The organism is Nocardia sp. NPDC004654 (assembly GCF_040609595.1).
Lineage (GTDB): Bacteria > Actinomycetota > Actinomycetes > Mycobacteriales > Mycobacteriaceae > Nocardia.
In genome coordinates this window covers 455,862-476,117 of sequence record NZ_JBEXKI010000003.1, presented here as the reverse complement: position 1 = coordinate 476,117, position 20,256 = coordinate 455,862, and the positions used below count along the sequence as shown (strand labels likewise).

Sequence of the window (20,256 nt, the reverse complement as noted above, 5' to 3'; positions counted from 1 at the left end):
GATGCGACCGTATGACTCCCGTCGATTCCCTGTTCCGGCCAGCCGAGGTCGCCGGGCTCGAGTCACCCGGCCCGGCGCGACGGACGGCGGGTGGTCTCCTTTAGAAGCCGCGCAACCGGTCCGGCGTGATCCGCACGGGCACCGAGTATTCGGCGTAGAACTCCTCGGCCGTCATCCCGATTTCGACGTACCCCCCGGCGTACTTCTCGTTGTATGCGGCGATTTCGTCGTCGGACGGCCACTCCTCGACGATCCGCGCGGTCCCGGTGAACACCATGACGTCGCCGCCGGACTCGGTGCTGTTGAGATTCAGCGAGACGCGCGGGTTGCGGGCGATGTTGCGCACTTTCGCCTTGTCCCGCTGGCTGAACAGCAGGAATTCGCCGTCGCGCCACTGGAACCACACGGGGTTGGGCTGCGGCGTGCCGGACGGGCCGACTGTGGTGAGCCAGATGACGGATTCGCGGCCGAGCCGTTCGGCGACTTTGGCGCCGAATTCGGTGCCGGTGTCGAGGACGGGTGCGGTGGGACGATCGGATGCTGTTGTGGTCATGTCCGGCACAACACCGCCACAGGCGCCGCGATTCCGGTCGGCTGGAAACCGGTCGGGAGATCAGGGCTCGGCGCGTTCGCCGAGCGCCATGCAACTCGGGAGACGGGTAGATGACGAGCAAACCTAGTTTCCGCGTTGGTGTTTCGGAGTCGAGACGAAGCGGTGTGCACGCAAGCTTCCACGCCGCGTCGAACAGCGGAAGGCCAGGTCTCGTGCCGCCACCGGCGGTCGACCGCCGTTCGCCTGGCGTCCGTTCGTCCTAGGGTCGGGGAAAGTTAGCCTTACCTATTTTCCTGTGTGATGATGGGGCGGATTTCCGGCGAGATGCGCCAGGGATGTCGAAAGGCGAGGACATATGACGGTGGAGGTCACGCCGCACGCAGCGGCGGAGACGGGGAACCGGCCGCCGCGGGCGGTGGCGAAACAGCGCAAGCAACAGCAGGCCACGGCGCGCAAGGAGATTCTCGCGCCAGTGCGGGGAGCGCTGACGCTCGCCAGCGTCGTGATGGCGATCGCCTCGGTCTGCACCGTCGTGCCGTTCGTGCTGATCGTCGAGGCATGTCGCGAACTGCTCGACGATCCGGTGGACACCGATCGGGTGTGGCGGCTGTTCGGCCTGGCGATGCTGGTGCTTCTGGTGCGCGCGCTGTTGCAGGCGGTGGCCTTGACCTGGACGCACCTGGTGGACGGCGGCTACCAGCTCGCCGTGCGCCGCGCGCTCGCGGCCAAGCTCACCAGGGTGCCGCTCGGCTGGTTCGGTGAGCACGGCTCCGGCGAGGTGAAGAAGTACCTCCAGGACGACGTCGAGGCGCTGCACTACCTGGTGGCGCACGCGCGGCTCGAGTTCGTCGGGGCGCTGCTGGTGCCGCTGGTCTCGCTCGGCTATCTGTTCACCGTGGACTGGCGGCTGACGCTGGTCCTGCTGCTGCCGTTGATCGCTTACGCCTTGGCTTTCCGCAAGATGATGGACCGCGAGAACATGGATCGCCTCGCGGTCTACACCCGCTGGGAGCGCCGGGTGCAGCAGGCGACCATCGAGTTCGTCGACGGCATCCAGGTGGTGCGGGCATTCGGTCAGGCGGGCAAGGCGCACCGCGAGTTCCAGGACGCGGTGGACGGCCAAGCCGACAGTTTCGGCCGCTGGAAGACACCGATGATCCGGCTCCAGGCGGTCGCCGACATCGTGATCTCGCCGGTCTGCGTCATGCTGGTGATCGTGGCCGCCGGTTTGGCCGGCGTCGGCTGGGGCTGGCTGGCTCCGCTCGACATGCTGCCCTTCCTGCTGGTCGGCCTCGGTCTGGGCAGCGCGCTGATGGGTCTGGGCTACGGGGGACAGGCCCTGCGCGCGGCAGGAGCGGCTGCCGAGCGCTTGTACGAGTTGCAGCAGAGCCCCGAACTCGCGTCCGGCGCACCGGAACCCGGCGAGCCGAGTGCGGGTGCCGAACCGGGTCTGGTCCGCTTCGAGTCCGTCGGGTTCGGCTACCGCGAGGGCCACGACGTGCTGCGCGACATCGACCTGGAGCTGCGGCCCGGCACCATCACGGCGCTGGTCGGACCGAGCGGCTCGGGCAAGTCGACGCTGGCCAAGCTGCTGCCACGCTTCTACGACGTCGGCTCGGGTCGAATCACCATCGGTGGCCGTGATATTCGCGACTACCCGAGCGACGAGCTCTACCGCACCGTCGGTTTCGTCTTCCAGGACGTCCGGCTGATCCGCGGCAGCATCCGCGAGAATCTGCGGCTGGCCGCCCCGGACGCGGACGACGCCGCGCTGGAGCGGGCCGCCCGCGCCGCGCAGATCCACGACCGCATTCTCACGCTGCCGCGCGGCTACGACTCCGAGATCGGCGTCGACGCGACACTGTCCGGTGGTGAGGCGCAACGCCTTTCGGTGGCGCGTGCGTTGCTCGCCGACACACCTGTTCTGGTGCTCGACGAGGCGACGGCCTTCGCCGACCCGGAGTCCGAGGCGGCGGTGCAGGACGCCCTGGCCGCGCTGGTGGCCGGACGCACCGTGCTGGTCATCGCGCACCGGTTGCACACCATCACCGGCGTGGACCGGATTCTGGTGCTGGAGAACGGAACCCTGGTCGAGCAGGGCGACCACCGCAGCCTGCACACGGCGGGCGGCACCTACCAGCGACTCTGGGAGATCAACGAGGCGGCCCTCGGCGCGGTCTCGCTCGTGGAAAGTGAGGCGGCCCGATGATTCGCAAACTGCTGGGCTTGGTGCCCACCGAATTCGCCCCGCTGACACCGCGGTTGCTCGCCGCCATCCTCGGCCAGGCGATCAGCCAGGCGGTCGCTTATCTGCTGTTGGTTCCGGTGCTCGAGGCGCTGTTCGACGACGACCTCGGACGAGCCTGGTTCTGGGCGCTGCTGATGCTCGTGGCCGTCGGTGGTGTCGCGGTGTTCGGTTACCTCCAGGTCGCGCTCGGGCTGCGTATCGCGATCGGCATGCAGCGCGGTCTGCAAACCCGGCTCGGCGACCATCTGAACGCGTTGCCGCTGGGCTGGTTCGAAACCCGGAGCGCCGGGCCGCTCTCGCGGATCACGGTGGAGAACGTGCGCGAGATCCAGGGCGCCGTCGCCTATCTGGTCGCCAAGGTGGTCACCGGCATCGTGGTCCCGCTCGGTGTGGCGGTCGGCATGCTGTTCATCGACTGGCGGATCGCGCTGGCCATGCTGCTCGCGGCTCCGGTGCTCTTCCTCGTCAACGGTCTGGCCCACCGCGCGTACCAGCGGGCCGACCATGGCCTGCACGCCGCCGCGGCCGAAGCCGATTCGCGCGTGGTGGAATTCGCGCAGGCGCAGCCGGTGCTGCGCGCGTTCGGCGCCGTCGGCGCGGGCAACAAGGCGCTGGACGGCGCCCTGCGGCAGCAGCGTTCGGCGAACACCAGGATGGTCTTCACGTCGGTGCCGAGCCTGATCGTCTTCGCGCTGTTCGTGCAGGCGGTGTTCCTGGTCCTGGTCTACGTGGTGATCGCGAGGGTGACCGACGGCGCCGTCTCGACGGCCGTCGCGATCGCGCTGATCGCCGTGAGCTCGCGGTTCATCGAGCCGCTGAACCAGGCCGCGCAACTGGGCAACGGTCTGCGTTCGGCGGCCGCCGCCGTCGACCGCGTCACGGGTCTGCTCGCGGAAAAGTCACTGCCCGAGGCCGATTCGCCGGTGACGCCGGGTGTGCCGACCGTGGTCTTCGACAACGTGAGCTTCGGCTACCGGCCCGGCGAGCCGGTGCTCTCCGACATCACCTTCAGCGTCCCGGCCGGGACGACCACCGCGATCGTCGGACCGAGCGGCGCGGGCAAGACGACGCTGCTGCGATTGGCCGCGCGGTTCTACGACGTGGACGCCGGGCGGGTGGCCGTCGGCGAACACGATGTGCGGGAACAGCCGTCGGAAACGCTGCTGAACCAGCTGTCGCTGGTCTTCCAGAACGTCTACCTGTTCGACCGGTCGGTGTCGGACAACATCCGGATCGGCCGCCTCGACGCCACCGACGCCGAGGTGCTGCGCGCCGCCGAGGCCGCGCGGGTGGACGAGATCGCCCAGCGCCTGCCCGACGGTTACGACACCGCGGTCGGCGAGGGCGGCGCCGCGCTGTCCGGCGGTGAGCGGCAACGGGTCTCGATCGCCCGCGCCCTGCTCAAAGACGCGCCGATCGTGCTGCTCGACGAGGCGACGAGCGCGCTCGACCCGCACAGCGAGGCCGTGGTGGTGCGCGGCGTGCACGAGCTCACCAGGGGCAAGACGGTGATCGTGGTGGCGCACCGCCTGGCCACCATCGCCCACGCGGACCAGATCCTGTTCGTCGACGGCGGTCGCATCGTCGAACGCGGCACGCACGCCGAGCTGCTCGCGCGGGGCGGTCGCTACGCCGACTTCTGGAACGAGCGCAGTCGCGCGTCGGGATGGCGGTTGGAACCGGCCGCCGTCTGATCCGGCGACAACGAGAACGGGCCGCCGCGGAGGATGTTCCGCGGCGGCCCGTTCGGATACGCCTTACTTCCAGTAGGCCTGGTACTTCAGCTGGGTTTTCGGCAGGTTGTGGGTCTGCTTGAGGGTTTTGACGATCGATCGGGTGGTGTGGCCGTCGCAGGCGACCCAGGCGAAAGCGTCTGCCGCGCAGGAGATTTCCTGTGACTGTTCGCGCAGCAGGCGGCCGTCGTCCACACGCTGCAACCAGGTGACCTGGTGGTGTGGCTTGTTGCGCACGGGCAGGGTCTGGTCGGATTCGTATTGCCATTCCAGCCAGACGCGGGCGGGTGCGTCGCCGATCGCGTCGAGCAGGGAGTTGATGGCGGGCAGCGAGGCGGTGTCGCCGAAGAGGAGGTATTCGCTCGGCGCCGTCTGCGGCAGCTCGAACTTCGACCCGAGCACCGACGCCTCGATCTCGTCGCCCACCTTCGCCCGCTGCGCCCACGCACTGGCCGGGCCGCTGTGCACGGCGAACTCGATGTAGAAGTGGTCGCCCTCGGGATCCTGGTCGACGATCGTGTAGCCGCGGTGGTGCAGCTTGTCGGTCTCCGCGTCCGGGATCCACAGCCGGATGAACTGCGTCGGGTGCACCGGGTGGTCGGCGAGCAACCCGCCCGCGGTGAATCCGATCCGCTGGTATTTGTCGGTGATCGCCTCGGTCGACGTCACGCGCAGTCGGTAGTCATCGGCACGCCACACCTTCAGGATGACGCCGTTCGCCCCTCTTCCCATGAGATATGAGGTTAGCCTAACGAAACTCGGTTGTCGCCCGCTGGGTGCCGAATGGGCGCATCCCGGCCGAACTCCCGCTCAGCGCCCGACAGGCCCGCCGCGAACATCGCGGTGTTTCCCGGCCGCCGCCACGACGTCCGCGTCTGATCCACCGAGCGGCCCGCTCAGAAACGCGACCAAGATGTCCACGGTCACCCGCTGTGTCGCCACGGGGCCGCGCGATCCGCCGATCATCTGCGCCAGCGCGAACCGCCCAGGTGCGGCGAGGAACAGCGGAACATCCGTGAAGCTGTAGTGATTGGCGTCGCCGATTTCGAAACGGAAGCCGCCCGAACGCAGCCCGCCGAGCAGCGCGGCATTGCGATCGAAGAACTGCGGGGAGTGTCCCGTCTCGGCGTACTCGCTCTGCACCAGCAGGAACGGTTGGCGCAGTGGGCGTCCGGGCAGGTCGCCGTACAGGGTGCCGTCGATGTTCGCGGCGGCGCGGACGCGCTCGTCGTCGGCGGCCGCGGCGGCAGCGGCGGCGCCACCGAACGAATGCCCGATGGCCGCGAGGTGTTCGGTGTCGAGACGACCGGAGAGCCGTGGGCCGAGCGCGCCGGGCCGGTCGAGTTGGTCGATGACGAACCGCAGGTCGGCCGCCCGCACCGCCTGCTGCTCGATCATGTACCGCTCACCCTCGGCCTCGTCGGCCGGAAAGTCCTGTACCGGCGTCGCGATCCGTCCGTCGGCGAGCTCGGTCACGTCCGCCTCGTAGGGATGATCGACAGCGAGCACCACGAACCCGCGGCTGGCCAGGTCGGTGACCAGTCCGGTGTAGAACGCCCGCGGCGCACCGTAGCCCGGCGAGAACAGCACCACCGGCCAGCGTTCGCGGTCCCGCCCGAGCGACGCGCGGTGATCGCCGTGCGTGTCGATGCGGTCGTAGCCGCGCATGAGGAAGCTGGGAATTTGGGCGACTCGACTCGGCAGCCTGCCGTGCCCGTCGAGATAACGCGAGCCGTTCCCGGTCGGCTCGGCCGCCGGATACCAGGCCTGCGCGATGACGTTGCGGCGATCGGCCGGGTCGTCCGTCGCGGTTTCCTGCCGGTCCGGATCGATCCAGCGAAACGTCTCGGTGCCAACGGGATACGGCCCGCTCGGCGCGGGCAGCGTCGGTACCGGCACCGGAACCCACGCGAATGCCGCCGCGGCGACGAGCAAACCGATCCCAGTGCGCGCCGCGATCCGGCCGACCCGCCCGCTCGGCCGCGCCGCCACGAAGTACGCGGTCGCGCCCACCAGCAGGTAGGTCGGAACGAACTGCCAGTAGAACCCTTCGAGCAGCAACTGAATCGCCGCCCCGAGCGCAAGCGCGCCCAGCACGGCGAACGCGGGCGCGCGCCCGATCCGGCCGGTGCACAGTACGAGCACCGCGCACCCGATCGTGGCCATCGGGATCAACGCGTCGATGAGCGACATACCTGCCTCGCTTCCGCTCGGACAACGGATTCGAGGTCGAGCCTGACGCGTGATCGAGTCATCGCGCGTCGGCAGCAGGTCGCGACGTGATCATCCGAACGAATGACCGCGAGTACGCAATCTCACGCGCCGGGCGGAGTCGCGCATGGCAGGAGCGGAGGCGGAGGCGGAGGTACGCCCTTACTTCCAGTAGGCCTGGTACTTCAGCTGGGTTTTCGGCAGGTTGTGGGTCTGCTCGAGGGTTTTGACGATCGAGCGGGTGGTGTGGCCGTCGCAGGCGACCCAGGCGAAAGCGTCTGCCGCGCAGGAGATTTCCTGTGACTGTTCGCGCAGTAGGCGGCCGTCGTCGATGCGCTGGAGCCAGGTGACCTGGTGGTGTGGCTTGTTGCGCACGGGCAGGGTCTGGTCGGATTCGTATTGCCATTCCAGCCAGACGCGGGCGGGTGCGTCGCCGATCGCGTCGAGCAGGGAGTTGATGGCGGGCAGCGAGGCGGTGTCACCGAACATCAGGTATTCGCTCGGCGCGGTTTCGGGGAGTTCGAAACTGGACCCGAGCACCGTCGCGTCCAGTACATCGCCGACCGTCGCGTCGACGGCCCACCGCGCGGCGGGGCCGTCGTGTACGGCGAACTCGATGGCGAACTTGTCACCCTCGGGGTCGGGGTCCACCAGCGTGTAGCCACGGTGGTGCAGCTTCTCGGTCTCGAGGTCGGGAATCCAGAGGCGGATCCACTGGGTGGGGTGCACCGGATGGTCGGCGAGCAGCCCGCCCGCGTCGAAGCCGAGCCGAATGTATTTGTCGGTGACGTATTCGGTCGCGGTGACGGTGAGCCGGTAGTCCTGACCGCCCCACGCCTTGACGATGACGCCGTTGAAACCTCTGCCCATAAAAGTGAGGTTAGCCTAAGCTGAGTCGAATGTCACGACCGCGGCGAAACGACAGCGGCCCCCGCCGAAGCGGGGGCCGAATCGCGCGGGACCGCTCAGCAGCCCTGGCCGACGAAGTTGCCGATGGTGCAGACGGATTCGCGGCTCAGCTTCCAGGTGCCGTCGATCTGCTTCCAGGTCAGGTCGAAGGTCCACGGCTCGTAACCGTCGGTGGCGGTGTACAGCACGGCCGAAAGGGTGTCGCCGTTGACGGTCACCGGGCCGGTGACGTCCCAGCGCCAGCTCGGCGGGGCGATGGCGATCAGCGTGGCCGCGGTGTCGAAGACGCCGAGGCCCGCCGCGCCGGTCTCCAGCTCGGCGGCGCGCGCGGTGCGCGGTGCGCCCGCGTTGAACAGCAGCGCCATCTTGGCACGCAGCTCACCGGTGCTCGGCGCGTTGGCGCGCAGCGGGGCGGTGATCGGCGCGGCCTCGGCGATCGCGGCGGTGGTGACGGTGCCGAACGCGCCGACCAGGGTGGCGGCGGCAAAGGCGACCGCGCCCAGCTTCTTTCGGGTGCTGATCATGAAAGTACTTCCCATCGTTCTCGTGCCGGAGTGCTTCCCCGCTGTGGGGATCGACACTGCGGTTCACTGTAAGGTAAGCCTATGCAAACATGAAGGCGGGGGCTCGTCGATGTGGGCGCGAACACGGATACGCGCGATGTGAGAGTGGGAGAACCGGTGGAAACACTTGTGGTGATCGGCGCGGGTCCGAAGGCGATGGCCGTCGCCGCCAAGGCGCACGTACTGCGCGAACTGGGGCTGCCCGCGCCGCGGGTCGTCGTGGTGGAAGCGCAGACGGTGGGCGGCAATTGGCTGCCCAGCGGCGGCTGGACCGACGGCCAGCACCGGCTCGGCACCAGCCCGGAGAAGGACGTGGGCTTCCCGTACCACTCCACCTGGGCGCGTGGCCACAACCGCGCGATCAACGAGGCCATGACGGCGTTCAGCTGGACCTCCTTCCTGGTGGACCAGGGCACCTACGCCGAGTGGATCGACCGTGGGCGTCCGAGTCCGCAGCATCACGTCTGGGCCAAGTACCTCCAGTGGGTCGCCGCGCGAACCGATTTCGAGCTCGTCCTCGGCACCGTGCGCACCATCGCCGCAGCGGCCGACGGCTGGCTGATCACCGCGGTCGACGCCGACGGCATTCCGACCGAAATCGACGCCGACGCACTGATGATCACCGGTCCCGGCCGCAGCGAGAAGGCGCTCGCCAAGCACCCCAAGGTGCTCAGCGTCGCGGAATTCTGGGACCTCGCGGGCAAGCGCAAGCTGCCCGTCTCCTCGCGCGCTGCCGTCATCGGCGGCGGCGAGACGGCCGGTTCGGCGCTGGACGAACTGGTCCGCCACGGCATGCTGTCCATCTCGGTGATCTCCCCGATGGCCACCATCTACACCCGCGGCGAAAGCTATTTCGAGAACTCGCTGTTCAGCGATCCGATCAAGTGGGGATCGCTGAGCACCGACGAGCGCAGGGACGTCATCAGGCGCACCGACCGCGGTGTGTTCTCGGTGCGCGTGCAGGAGAGCCTGCTCGCCGACAACCGGGTGCACCACATGCAGGGCCGGGTCGTGCGGGTCGCCGACCTCGGCGACGGCGTCGCGCTGACGCTGCGCAACGAGATGCGCCCCGATCAGATTCACAACTTCGACCTGGTGATCGACGCGACCGGCGGACAGCCGCTGTGGTTCCTGGAGATGTTCGACGCCAACGCCGCCGATCTGCTGGAACTAGCGGTCGGGGGACAGCTGACCCAAGCCAGGATCGAGGCGTCGATCGGCTACGACCTCGCGGTCTCGGGCTTGGACGCGAAGCTGTACCTGCCGAACCTGGCCGCGCTGGCGCAGGGACCGGGTTTCCCGAATCTCAGCTGCCTCGGCGAACTCTCGGACCGCGTGCTGCGCACCGAATCGGCGAAGGCCCGGTCCGCGGCGACGAGAAACCGGGACCGGGCCTTCGGCTGAGATTCAGAGCCGGATCGCGGGCATGTCCGCCGCCGTGCGCGGCAGGATGTGCAGCGCGATCCGGCGGTCCGGCCGCACGTCGAACTCGCCGAGTTCGACCCAGCCGTTCTTCGACAGCGCCTTGCGCATCGGGGCGTTGCGGTAGTCGGGATCGCAGATCAAGCGCCTGCACTCCGGCTCGGCGGCGAACAGCGCGGCGGCCAGCTGGTCCATCCAGCCCGACATGATGCCGCGTCCGATCAGATTCAGATCCGCGGTGGCGACGTGGAATCCCATGTCCAGCGGGTCCGCGTCGTACAGGCGGCCGTTCTCGTCCTTGGCCGCGCGGTAGATCTCCACGTACGCGATGTCACGACGGCCGAGGTCGGGGCGATCGATCGCGGCGAAGTCGTAGCTGAGAATGCAGGGCCGCGAATAGGTTCCGGCCAGTTGGGCGAGGAAGTCGAGCTTGCGGCGGCCCGCGGGCCAGTCCTGTTCCCAGGTCTCCAGCAGGTGCGGCAGCGCCATCCACTCGGCGAGCATCTGCGGATCGTCGCCCTCGGGATCGGCGAGCCGTAGCTCGAAGGGCTCGTCGAAGCCGGGAACAACCGGGGCCGGTGCGCTGCGGACCTCCTCTGCGACATCGGTCAATTCGCGCTTGAGGACGTACGGCGTCCCGGTCTGGTTCATCGTGCTAGGGCTCCCGTTCGCTCGGCTTTTCGGCTCAGTGCGTCGTAAGGTTACCCTAGGCTTACATCGGTAAGGTTACCCTATGCTAACGTCGCTGGGTTAGCGTAGCCCGGCCCGTCGCCAGTTGGCGGACGGAGTCGAGCGGCTAGCGCAGCGATACCGTGATGCAGGAGCCGTAATGCCGAAAACCCTTGGTTGGATTCGCAAATTCCACAAGCCGAGCTCGGACTCGAGCCCGACGTTGCTGATGTTCCCGCACGCGGGCAGCGGCGCCTCCGCCTACCGCACCTTTTCCAAGGCGCTCAGCGAGAGTTTCGACGTCATCGTCTTCCAGTACCCGGGCCGTCAGGACCGGGCCGCCGAGCCGATGCCGACGACCCTGCCCGAGGTGGCGGCGGGCGCGCTGAGCGCGTTCCTGGAGTCGGAATACCACCGCGGCGAACCGGTCACGGTCTTCGGACACAGCATGGGCTCGATGGTCGGTTTCGAATTCGTCCGCCAGGCCGAGGCCGCGGGTGTCGAGGTGAACCTGTTCGGCGCATCGGGCGCGGTCGCGCCGTACCGCGTCGTCGACATGCCGCAGCATCCCACCGAGGACGAGGCGCTGCTCGATCATCTCGCCGGGCTCAACGGCACCGGCGCGGACGTGCTCGGCAGCCGCGAGATCATGCGCATGACGCTGCCCGCCCTCAAGGCCGACTATGCCGCGTTCGACCGCTACGTGTGCGGGCCCGAGGTCAAGTTGCGCGCCAGGCTGCACGTCATGGGCGGCTCCGACGACGAGCACGTCACCGCGCGCCACCTGCAGGAGTGGGCAACGCACAGCGAGCAGGACATCACCGTCACCCTTTTCGACGGCGGACATTTCTACCTGAACGACCACGTGGACGGCATCGCTGAATTGCTGACGTCCGAAGTTCTTTCCGCGAGATAGTTCGCGAATTCGCACGTTAGGTTTGGCATGGCACGCGCTGTTTCGGGGGAAGAAGATCACATTGTCATCGCCGGTATGGCGGTGGAGGCGCCGGGGGGCGTCGACAATCTGGACGATTTCTGGTCGGCACTCGCCGAATCGCGAGAATTGATCGGTCCTTTTCCCCGTGACCGGGAATGGCCGCTGCGGGAAGTCTTCTCCCTGCACCGCGACGAAGGGTGGGGTTCGGTGCCCGACGCCGGTGGATTCCTCACCGGGGCAACGGAATTCGATCCGCAATTCTTCGGGATCACGCCGCGCGAGGCGGTCGCCATGGATCCGCAGCAGCGGGTCGCGCTGCGGGTGGCCTGGCGCGCGCTCGAGCACGCGGGGATCAACCCCGGCGCACTCGCCGGTGACGAGGTGGGCTGTTTCATGGGCGCCTCGTTCATCGAATACGGCCCGCGCGCCGGCGAAGTCAACGAGTACAACGGCTATCGCGCCGTCGGCACCGCGCTGGGCGCGGTGGCCGGGCGCATCTCGCACGGTCTCGGTCTGGTCGGTCCGTCGATCACCGTGGACACCGCGTGCGCGTCGTCGCTGACCGCTGTGCACCAGGCCGCCGCCGCGATCCGCAACGGCGAGTGCGACTGGGCGCTCGCGGGCGGCGTGAGCGTGATGGGTTCGCCCGCCGCGTTCTACGAGTTCGCCAAGAACAACGCGCTGGCCGTGGACGGTCACCTGCGCGCCTACTCCGCGAGCGCGACCGGAACCCTGTGGGGCGAGGGCGCGGGAGTCGTCGTGCTGGAACGCGAGTCGCGGGCCCGCGAACTCGGCCACCGCGTGTACGCAAGGGTTCTGGCCACCAGGGTCAACCACAACGGCAAGGGCGCGCCGATCGCGGTGCCCAGCGCGCAGGCGCAGGAAGCGCTGGTGCGCAAGACGATCGACGCGGCGGGCATCGACCCGAGCCTGGTCGGCCTGGTCGAGGGGCACGGCACCGGAACTCCGGTGGGCGACCCGCTGGAGCTCACCGCGCTGTGCAAGACCTACGGCGCCGACCCGGAGCGCGGTCCCCGGCTGGGCTCGGTGAAGACCAATGTCGGCCACGCGCAGGCCGCCGCGGGCATGCTCGGGCTGATCAAGGTGCTGCTGTGCGGCGCCAACGGCCACATCGCGCCGACACTGCACGCGGACGACCCCGCCGCCGCGGTGGACTGGAACGCGACCGGGCTGCGTCTGGCCACGGAGTTCGAGCCGTGGGAAGCGCACGAGGGTGTCCGCTACGCCGCGGTCTCGTCGTTCGGCGTCGCGGGCACGAACGCGCACGCCATCCTGGCCATGCCGGTTCTGGAGGATATCGATGCCTGATTACCGTCTCCCGGACGGCGCCGTTCCGGTGCTGCTGTCCTCCGACACCGCCGACGGGCTGCGCGCCGAAGCCGCCGCCGTGCTCTCCTACCTGGAGCGCCACGAGCGCGTGACGCCGGATGCCGTGGCGGACATGCTCTTCCGCACCAGGATCGCGCGCCGCCGCCGCGCGCTCGCGATGGCGCGCACCCGCGACGACCTGCTCGACGCGCTGCGTGCCGTCGTCGCGGACGCCCCGCACCCCGCGGTGGTGAGCAGCGTCGGACTCGCTTCGCCGCGCCGCGTCGGCTTCGTCTTCCCCGGTCAGGGCAGTCAGCGGCCGGGCATGGGCCGCTCCTACTACGAGAACTCACCGGAGTACCGCGCCGAGGTCGACGCCTGCGTCGAGATCCACGAGCAGCGCTACGGCCACATCGCGCCGTTCCACTACTTGCTCGGTAACGAGGGCGAATACCAGGACACCGTCTGGGAAGTGCAGCCCGCCTTGATGTTCCACATGTCCGGCTTGGCCGCCATGTGGCAGGCGTACGGGGTGCGCCCGGTCGCGACCGTCGGTCACAGCCAGGGCGAACTGGCCGCGGGCTGGGTGTCGGGCGTCATGACCCGGCGCGACGCGGTGCTGGCCGTGACCCACCGTGCGCGGTTCGTGGACGAGATCGTCTACCCCGAGCAGTACTCGATGGCCGTGCTCGGCATGGACCGTGAGGCGTGCGAGGCGATGCTGGCCAGGCATTCCGGCTGGGCCGAGCTCGCCGTCGTGAACGCGCCGCACATTCTCGCGATCTCCGGCGACCAGGACACCGTCGCCGACATGGTGGCGATGGCCAACGCCGAGGGGAAGTTCGCCAAGGAGATCAAGGTCGCCTACCCGGCGCACACCACGTTCCTGATCAAAATCCGCAAGGAGATGGAGGGGGTGCTCGGCGACGAGATGAGCGCGCCGACCTTCTCGCCCACCGAGATCACCTGCTACGGCGGCACTCTCGGCGGGCCGATCACACCGGACATCACGCACCGGCAGTACTGGTACTGGAACCTGCGCAACCGGGTCCGCTTCGACCGCGCCGTCGTGGCCGCCACCGCCGAGGTCGACACCTTCATCGAGGTGGCCGAACACCCCACGCTGCAACTGGCGCTACAGGAGAACCTGGCCACCGTGCCGGACGACCCGGCAACCGGACCGCGCGACTTCCAGGTGCTCGGCACCTCGCGGCGCACCGCGGTGGGGCTGGAGGATTTCACGCGCAACCTCGCGACCCTCGCCGTGCACGACCTGAACTACGACTGGCAGAGCCTGCGCGTGGCGGGCTCCGCCGTCCGGCTCCCGCTGTCGAACTTCCCGCACACCCAGATGTCGCCGAAGCGGCTGTGGGCGCCGTACCGGTCCGTTGAGACGACGGGTCCGGCCGAGGTCGCGCCGGTTCGCTTGGTGGAGAACTGGACTCGGCTCTCCCGGCGCACGCTGACGCCGCCGCGCACAGTCGCCCTCGTCGACCGCGACGGTCGCTGCGCCGAGCTGGCCGCCGCGCTGCGCGAGCGCGCCGAACGGCACGGTGCGACGGTGACGATGTTCGACGGTTCGCCCGTCGAGCAGGCCGACACGGTCGTAGTGCTGCTGCCCCCGAGCAGCGCGCAGGACGAGGCGGCCGCGGTCGCCGAGTTCGCCGACTTCGCCACCGATCAGGGCTGGCTCGCGGCGCTCGGCCCGCGCGTCACCGAGTGCTGGCTGGTGACGGCGGGCGCGGAAGCGGTGGGCGAGAACGAGATTCCCGCGCTCGCCGCCGCGGCGGCCGGTGCGGCCTTCCGCTGCGTCGCGCTGGAGCGAATCGGCGTCACCTTCCGCCGTATCGACCTGCCCGCGGACTACCCGGCGCTGGAGCAGAAGCTGCCCGCCGACAAGATTCTGGAAGCCGTGCAACTGGCGGGTGAGCCCGACCTCGCGATGCGCGACGGCAAGCTGCACGCCAAGCGACTCGCCGTGGCCGAGCAGGCTACGGCCGCCGCACCCGACTTGAACGAGGTGCTGATCCTCGGCGGCACCGGGCACGTCGGCTTGGAGTTCTGCGCGCAGTTCGTCCGCGACGGCGCGCGCCGGATCACCCTGGTGAACCGCGGCGGCGAGACGGCCGCGCTGACCGAACGGCTGCGCCCCGTCCGCGCGCTGGCCGACACCGAGATCGACGTGTTCGCTTGCGATATCAGCGATCCCGCGGCGGTCGTCGAGCTGGCCGCCCGGTACGCGGACCGCCCGGTGAGCCTGCTGGCGCACGCGGTCGTGGACTACGTGTACTCCGCCGCGTCCGACGCCGACGCCGCGGCCGTCGCCCAGGCGGGCGCGGCCAAGGTGGTCGGCTTCGGCGAGGTGCTGCGCACCCTGCCGACGACGCCCACGGCCACCGTGCTGCTGTGCTCGTCCTTCGCCGCCACCCTCGGCGGCTGGGGCCAGGCGCTCTACGCGGGCAGCAACCGCATGCTCGACGCCATGGCCTGGCGGCTGCGCGCCGAAGGCCGCGCGTGCACGTCGGTGCAGTGGGGGCTGTGGGTGCTGCCCGCCGAGGCCGACGCGGCGGTCGAGGCCAGGATCGAGGGCTCGGGTCTGCTGCCGATGGCGGCGGCCGACGCGGTCGCGGCCGGGCTGGCCGACACCTCCGCCAACAGCCTGGTCCTCGCGGCGGACTGGTCGAAGCTGCGCGGCGTCACCGAAACCGTCGGGCTCGAACCGGTTTTCGCACCCGCGCTCGACGCGCTCGCGAAACTGGCTCCGGCTCCCGAGCCGACGACCGCACCGGCCGCCGAGCCGATGCGCGCCGAGACGGTATCGGCCCCAGTGATTTCCGCGCCGTCTGTTCCGGAAGCGGGTTTCGCCGAACGCATCCGCAAGGAGCTGGACCGCGTCATGCTCTCCGACGGCGGCGAGGCCATCGACGGCTCGGTCCCGCTCGTCTCGCTGGGCATGGACTCGTTGCAGGCGCTCGATCTGCGCAAACGGCTCAAGGCCGAACTGAACCGCGACCTTCCGGTCGCCGCCATTCTCGGCGGCGCGTCCCTGGATGACGTCGTGTCGCTGATGTCCGAGAACAAAGGCTGAGGAGTCCGCTGGAATGTCGGAGACCACGCAGGCGACCGAGCGCAAGGCGGCGCCGCCGCAGATCGAGGACGTGCTCGCCCTCAGCCCGTTGCAGGAGGGCCTGTTCTCGCTCGCCAAGCTGGCCGGTGACGACGACCTGTACAACATGCAGTTCGTGATCGAGGTCGCGGGCCCGGTCGACGTGGCGCTGCTGCGCCGCAGCGTCGAGGCGATCCTGCGCAGGCACGCCAACCTGCGCGCCGCGTTCTGGGACCGCGACGTGCCCAAGCCGGTGCAGATCGTGCCCACCTCGGTCGAGCTGCCGTGGTTCGAAAGGACCGCCGACGAACGCGAACTCGAAGCGATCGTGGCCTCCGAGGCGCGTCACGGCTTCGACCTGTCCCGCGGTCCGGCGCTGCGCGTCGCGATCGTCGCCCTGCCCGACGGGTCGCACCGAATGATCGTGACCGCCCACCACATCCTGATGGACGGCTGGTCGCTCGGTGTGTTCTTCCGCGAACTCTTCGCGGTCTACGAGGCGGGCGGCTCGGCGGCCGCACTGCCCGCGCCGCGCCCCTACCGCGATTACATCGGCTGGCTGGGCGCCCGCGACAGCGAGGCCACCCTGCGCGGCTGGGCCGACTACCTGGCCGAGGTGGACCCGCTGATTCTCGCCGACCGCGCCGACGCGGCGGTGAACACGATCGTGCCGACCATCCACAAGGTGGTCCTCGACGGCGCCGACACCGACCGGGTGCAGCGCTGGGCCCGCGCGAACGGGCTGACCATGAACACGGTCGTCCAGTTCGCGTGGGCGATCGTGCTCGGCAGGCTGACCGACCGCACCGACGTCGTCTTCGGCACCACCGTCTCCGGCAGGCCGGACGAGCTGGCCGGTGTCGAGACCATGATCGGCCTGTTCATCAACACCATTCCGGTGCGCATCCGGCTCGACGAACTGGAAGCGGCGGGCGGGGTGGCGCAAGGCTGCGCCCAGTTGCAGCGCGCGTCGGCGACCATGCGCGACAACGGATATCTGAGCCTGTCCGCCATTCAGCGGGCCACCGGGCGCGGCGCCCTGTTCGACACGCTCTTCGTCTATGAGAACGCGCCGGTCGCCGACGTGCTCCAGGCGATCACCACCGCGGACGGCACCACCTTCCGGCCGACCGCGTCGGAGAGCCTGACCCACTACCCGCTCGCGGTCGTCTCCTACCTGCTCAACGGCGAGCTGGCCGTGGTGGTGGAGGCCGTCGAGGCGGTGCTCGGCGAGATCTCGCCCGCCGACCTGGGCGCTCGCCTGGTGGAGGTACTGCGCCAGCTGCCCGATATCGGTGACGCGGGCCAGGATTCGCTCGACGTGCTGCTGCCGGGAGAGCGGCCGCGACCGCCCGTGTCGCCCGCCGCCGACGTCCTGGGCGTGACGGTGCCGGAGCTGTTCGCCCGCCAGGTGGCCGCGACGCCGGACGCCTTGGCGCTGAGCACCGAAGACGAGCGCTACACCTATCGGGAGCTCTCCGAAGCCGCACTGCGCCTGGCCGGTGGTCTGGCCGCGCGCGGCATCGGCTCGGAAGACGTTGTCGCCCTGGTCATGCCGCGTTCGACCGAATCCATCGTGGCCATCCTCGGTGTGCTCGCCGCTGGCGCGGCCTACGTGCCGGTCGACATCACGCTGCCCGCCGCGCGGATCGAATCGATAGTGCGTCAGTCGAACCCACGACTGATCGTGGTGGACGGCGCGGGTGTGCCCGCGCTCGACGAGATCGAGTCACTGCCGCCCGTCGAGTCGTTCGGCGCGGTCGTGACCGACTCCGCGGCGCTCACGGCCCCGGTGTCCGGGCACCCGGAACAGTGCGCGTATCTCATCTTCACCTCCGGCTCGACCGGAGAACCCAAGGGCGTCATGGGCACCCACGCCGCGTTGGCCTCCTACTTCGCCGACCACCGCGACCGGGTGTACCGGCCCGCGACGGCTCGGCTCGGCAGGCCGCTGCGGATCGCGCACGCCTGGTCGCTGAGCTTCGACGCGTCCTGGCAGCCGATGATCGGCTTGCTGGACGGTCAGTCGATCCACCTGTTCGACGCGGAGGAGATGCGCGACGCGCAGCGCCTGGTGGACGGTATCGGCAGGCACGGCATCGACATGATCGACACCACGCCGTCGATGTTCGCCCAGCTGGCCGCCGCGGGCCTGGTGCACGACGGCGGCTCCGACCTCGCGGTGCTCGCCCTCGGCGGCGAGGCCATCGGCGTGCCGCTGTGGAAACAGCTGTGCGCCTTGCCGAACACCGCCGTGCACAACTGCTACGGCCCCACCGAGACCACGGTCGAAGCGGTGGTCGCCTCCGTCGCCGACCCGAAGGCGACGCCGACCATCGGCTCGCCCACCACCGGAATGACGGGCTACGTCTTCGATTCGCGGTTGCGTCCGACGCCGCACGGGGTCATCGGCGAGCTCTACCTCTCCGGCGCGCAGCTGGCGCGCGGCTACGCGGGCAAGCCGGCCATCACTGCCGAGCGTTTCGTCGCGGACCCGTTCCGGCCGGGCCAGCGCATGTACCGCACCGGAGACCTGGTGCGCCGCTTGCCCTCCGGCGATTTCGCCTACCTCGGCCGCGCCGACGACCAGGTGAAGATCCGCGGCTACCGCATCGAGATCGGCGACATCGAGGCCGCGCTGCACGCGTTGCCCGGCGTCCGTGAGGCCGCGGTACTGGTGCTGCGCCGCCCGAGCGGGCCGGTGCTCGTCGGCTTCGCGGTGGGCACGGAACTCGAATCCGCCCGGCTGCGCGCCGAACTCGCCGAACGGCTGCCCGGCTACATGGTTCCGCACCGCATCCTCGCGGTCGGCGGACTGCCGGTCACCGGCAACGGCAAGCTCGACGCGCGGCAGCTCGAGGCGCTGGCGACCACGGCGCTGGACAGCGCGGCGGCGAGCACCGCGCCGACCTCCGACACCGAACGCACGCTGTGCGCGACCGTCGCCGAACTCACCGGCGGCGCCGAACCCGGTATCGACGAGCACCTGGTCGAATTGGGACTGGACAGCATCGTCGCCATCTCGCTGGTGAACGCCTTGCGCCGCAAGGGAATCGCGACGAGCCCCCGCGCGGTGCTGACCGCGGGGTCGATCCGGGAACTCGCGGCGGCCATCGACGCGGGCGCGGGTACCGAAAAGAGCGGCGCCGTCGCCGAATACGGCGCGGTCGGCCAGGTGCCGATCCTGTCCTGGATGCACGAGCACGGCAACTACCGCAGGCTCGCGCTGAACACTCTGCTGGAACTGCCCGCCGAGGTGGACGGCCCGCGCCTGGAAGCGGTGCTGCAAGCTCTGCTCGACGGTCACGACATGCTGCGCGCCCGTTTCGTCGAGACGGCGGCCGGATACGACGTCGTCACCCGCGAGCCGGGTGTGGTGCGCGCCGCGGACATCCTGACCAGAATCGAAGCGGGACCGAACTTCCCGACGGAACTCGGTGCGCACGCGCTGGCCGTGGCCGACGAGATCGACCCGCTCACCGGCGATCTGGTGCGCGCGGTCTGGTTCACCCGCGCCGACGGCCCCGGCCTGCTGCTGCTCAACATCCACCACCTCGCGGTGGACCCGGTCTCCTGGCACATCATCTGCGCGGACCTGGCCGCGGCGTGGGAGGAGCTGTCGGCGGGTGCGTCGGAACTCGCTCCGCCGGTCGAGTACACGTCCTACCGCACCTGGGCCGAGCTGACTCGTGCCCGCGCGGGCAGCGCGGAGGTCGCCGCGCAGCGCGACTACTGGATCGCGCAGACGACCGCGCCGGACCCGGTGCTGGCCGCCCGGCGGCCGGATCCGAGCACCGACACCTGGTCCTCCTACCGGGTGCAGCCGCTGTTCACCGCGCCGGAGACGACCGCGGCGGTGCTCGACGGACTCACCGGCGAGCTCGGCGCGCGCGAGTTCCTGCTCGCCGCGCTGACCGCGACGCTGGCCACCTGGCGCCGGGAACGCGGCCAGGACGCCAGCGGCGGAGCGTATCTCGCGATGGAGGGCCATGGTCGCGAGGATCAGGTGCTCGGGGCCGACGTCGACATCGCCCAGACGGTCGGCTGGTTCACCAGTGTCTTCCCCGCGCGCTTCGGCGCGGGCGCGGACGCGGTGGATGTGGCCGCCGCGGAACAGGACCCGGCCGCGGCGCGGGCACTGCTCGCCTCGGTCGCCGCGTCGCTGGCCGCGGTGCCGAACAACGGCGTCGACTACGGCGTGCTGCGCTATCTCCAGGCCGACGCCGAACTCGCCGCGGCTCCCGAGCCGCAGGTGCTGTTCGACTACCTGGGCCGGATGGACCTGGCCGTCACCCGTAAGCCATGGTCGCCGGTCCACGAGGTCGAGCTGTTCACCCAGTTGCCGACCGCGCCCGAACCCGATTTCCCCCTCCGGTACGCCATGGACGTCATCGCGGGCGTGCAGCCCACCGACGCCGGACCGCAGCTGGTCACCCTCCTGCGGTGGAGCGACGTCCTGTTCACCGCCGCCGAAGTGGCGCGGCTCGCCGAGATCTGGCACGCCGCCATCGCGGCGCTGGCGCGCGCGATCGCGCCCGTCGCCGTCGGTGGACCGCCCGCGACGCCCGCGTGAACC

13 protein-coding genes are annotated in these 20,256 nt (G+C 69.9%); 7 read left to right on the top strand and 6 right to left on the bottom strand.

Features of this window, described 5'->3' with window-relative positions:
* Positions 1–100 precede the first annotated feature (100 nt).
* Positions 101–553, bottom strand: coding sequence for a TIGR03667 family PPOX class F420-dependent oxidoreductase (locus ABZV58_RS12105; protein ID WP_355000171.1), 453 nt, complete (start codon positions 551–553; stop codon positions 101–103).
* A 355-nt stretch (positions 554–908) separates the two neighbouring features.
* Here ABZV58_RS12105 and ABZV58_RS12100 point away from each other — a divergent pair, with 355 nt between their 5' ends.
* Both ABZV58_RS12100 and ABZV58_RS12095 read left to right on the top strand, forming a co-directional pair.
* Positions 909–2,762 (top strand): ABC transporter ATP-binding protein, encoded by a 1,854-nt coding sequence (locus tag ABZV58_RS12100; protein ID WP_355000170.1) that lies wholly within the window; start codon positions 909–911, stop codon positions 2,760–2,762.
* Positions 2,759–4,495: an ABC transporter ATP-binding protein gene (locus ABZV58_RS12095; RefSeq protein ID WP_355000169.1), complete on the top strand. Its 1,737-nt coding sequence runs from the start codon at positions 2,759–2,761 to the stop codon at positions 4,493–4,495. Before ABZV58_RS12100 ends, ABZV58_RS12095 begins: the two co-directional genes overlap by 4 nt.
* Before the next feature lie 63 nt (positions 4,496–4,558).
* Here the strand turns inward: ABZV58_RS12095 and ABZV58_RS12090 are convergent, their stop codons facing one another.
* The 4 genes from ABZV58_RS12090 to ABZV58_RS12075 all read right to left on the bottom strand — a co-directional run bounded on the left by ABZV58_RS12090 (position 4,559) and on the right by ABZV58_RS12075 (position 8,178).
* Positions 4,559–5,266, bottom strand: a complete 708-nt coding sequence (locus tag ABZV58_RS12090) for a siderophore-interacting protein (RefSeq protein ID WP_355000168.1) — start codon at positions 5,264–5,266, stop codon at positions 4,559–4,561.
* 78 nt (positions 5,267–5,344) lie between these two features.
* Positions 5,345–6,727, bottom strand: coding sequence for a hypothetical protein (locus ABZV58_RS12085; RefSeq protein ID WP_355000167.1), 1,383 nt, complete (start codon positions 6,725–6,727; stop codon positions 5,345–5,347).
* A 180-nt stretch (positions 6,728–6,907) separates the two neighbouring features.
* Positions 6,908–7,615 carry a siderophore-interacting protein gene (locus ABZV58_RS12080; protein ID WP_355000166.1) on the bottom strand — a complete coding sequence of 236 codons (708 nt, stop codon included), beginning with the start codon at positions 7,613–7,615 and terminating at the stop codon, positions 6,908–6,910.
* A 95-nt stretch (positions 7,616–7,710) separates the two neighbouring features.
* Positions 7,711–8,178 (bottom strand): hypothetical protein, encoded by a 468-nt coding sequence (locus ABZV58_RS12075; RefSeq protein ID WP_355000165.1) that lies wholly within the window; start codon positions 8,176–8,178, stop codon positions 7,711–7,713.
* Between the two features lie 156 nt (positions 8,179–8,334).
* Here ABZV58_RS12075 and ABZV58_RS12070 point away from each other — a divergent pair, with 156 nt between their 5' ends.
* The gene (locus tag ABZV58_RS12070; protein WP_355000164.1) at positions 8,335–9,621 is read left to right on the top strand and encodes a SidA/IucD/PvdA family monooxygenase; all 1,287 of its coding nucleotides are present in this window, start codon (positions 8,335–8,337) and stop codon (positions 9,619–9,621) included.
* Positions 9,622–9,624: 3 nt separating this feature from the next.
* On the opposite strand, the gene ABZV58_RS12065 is transcribed toward ABZV58_RS12070, so the two are convergent.
* Positions 9,625–10,290 (bottom strand): GNAT family N-acetyltransferase, encoded by a 666-nt coding sequence (locus ABZV58_RS12065; RefSeq protein ID WP_355000163.1) that lies wholly within the window; start codon positions 10,288–10,290, stop codon positions 9,625–9,627.
* Between the two features lie 178 nt (positions 10,291–10,468).
* Here ABZV58_RS12065 and ABZV58_RS12060 point away from each other — a divergent pair, with 178 nt between their 5' ends.
* Genes ABZV58_RS12060 through ABZV58_RS12045 form a run of 4 tightly spaced genes read left to right on the top strand, consistent with a single transcriptional unit; the run spans position 10,469 to position 20,253 of the window.
* Positions 10,469–11,224 carry an alpha/beta fold hydrolase gene (locus tag ABZV58_RS12060; RefSeq protein WP_355000162.1) on the top strand — a complete coding sequence of 252 codons (756 nt, stop codon included), beginning with the start codon at positions 10,469–10,471 and terminating at the stop codon, positions 11,222–11,224.
* Positions 11,225–11,251: 27 nt separating this feature from the next.
* Positions 11,252–12,574 carry a polyketide synthase gene (locus tag ABZV58_RS12055; protein WP_355000161.1) on the top strand — a complete coding sequence of 441 codons (1,323 nt, stop codon included), beginning with the start codon at positions 11,252–11,254 and terminating at the stop codon, positions 12,572–12,574.
* Positions 12,567–15,662 (top strand): nocobactin polyketide synthase NbtC, encoded by a 3,096-nt coding sequence (nbtC, locus tag ABZV58_RS12050; protein WP_355000160.1) that lies wholly within the window; start codon positions 12,567–12,569, stop codon positions 15,660–15,662. Before ABZV58_RS12055 ends, nbtC begins: the two co-directional genes overlap by 8 nt.
* A 13-nt stretch (positions 15,663–15,675) precedes the next feature.
* Positions 15,676–20,253 (top strand): amino acid adenylation domain-containing protein, encoded by a 4,578-nt coding sequence (locus ABZV58_RS12045; RefSeq protein WP_355000159.1) that lies wholly within the window; start codon positions 15,676–15,678, stop codon positions 20,251–20,253.
* Positions 20,254–20,256 lie beyond the last annotated feature (3 nt).

Coding starts and splice junctions, on each gene's coding strand:
- ABZV58_RS12105 (WP_355000171.1), bottom strand. CDS start 553: ATGACCACAACAGCATCCGATCGTCCCACCGCACCCGTCCTCGACACC.
- ABZV58_RS12100 (WP_355000170.1), top strand. CDS start 909: ATGACGGTGGAGGTCACGCCGCACGCAGCGGCGGAGACGGGGAACCGG.
- ABZV58_RS12095 (WP_355000169.1), top strand. CDS start 2,759: ATGATTCGCAAACTGCTGGGCTTGGTGCCCACCGAATTCGCCCCGCTG.
- ABZV58_RS12090 (WP_355000168.1), bottom strand. CDS start 5,266: ATGGGAAGAGGGGCGAACGGCGTCATCCTGAAGGTGTGGCGTGCCGAT.
- ABZV58_RS12085 (WP_355000167.1), bottom strand. CDS start 6,727: ATGTCGCTCATCGACGCGTTGATCCCGATGGCCACGATCGGGTGCGCG.
- ABZV58_RS12080 (WP_355000166.1), bottom strand. CDS start 7,615: ATGGGCAGAGGTTTCAACGGCGTCATCGTCAAGGCGTGGGGCGGTCAG.
- ABZV58_RS12075 (WP_355000165.1), bottom strand. CDS start 8,178: ATGATCAGCACCCGAAAGAAGCTGGGCGCGGTCGCCTTTGCCGCCGCC.
- ABZV58_RS12065 (WP_355000163.1), bottom strand. CDS start 10,290: ATGAACCAGACCGGGACGCCGTACGTCCTCAAGCGCGAATTGACCGAT.
- ABZV58_RS12060 (WP_355000162.1), top strand. CDS start 10,469: ATGCCGAAAACCCTTGGTTGGATTCGCAAATTCCACAAGCCGAGCTCG.
- ABZV58_RS12055 (WP_355000161.1), top strand. CDS start 11,252: ATGGCACGCGCTGTTTCGGGGGAAGAAGATCACATTGTCATCGCCGGT.
- nbtC (WP_355000160.1), top strand. CDS start 12,567: ATGCCTGATTACCGTCTCCCGGACGGCGCCGTTCCGGTGCTGCTGTCC.
- ABZV58_RS12045 (WP_355000159.1), top strand. CDS start 15,676: ATGTCGGAGACCACGCAGGCGACCGAGCGCAAGGCGGCGCCGCCGCAG.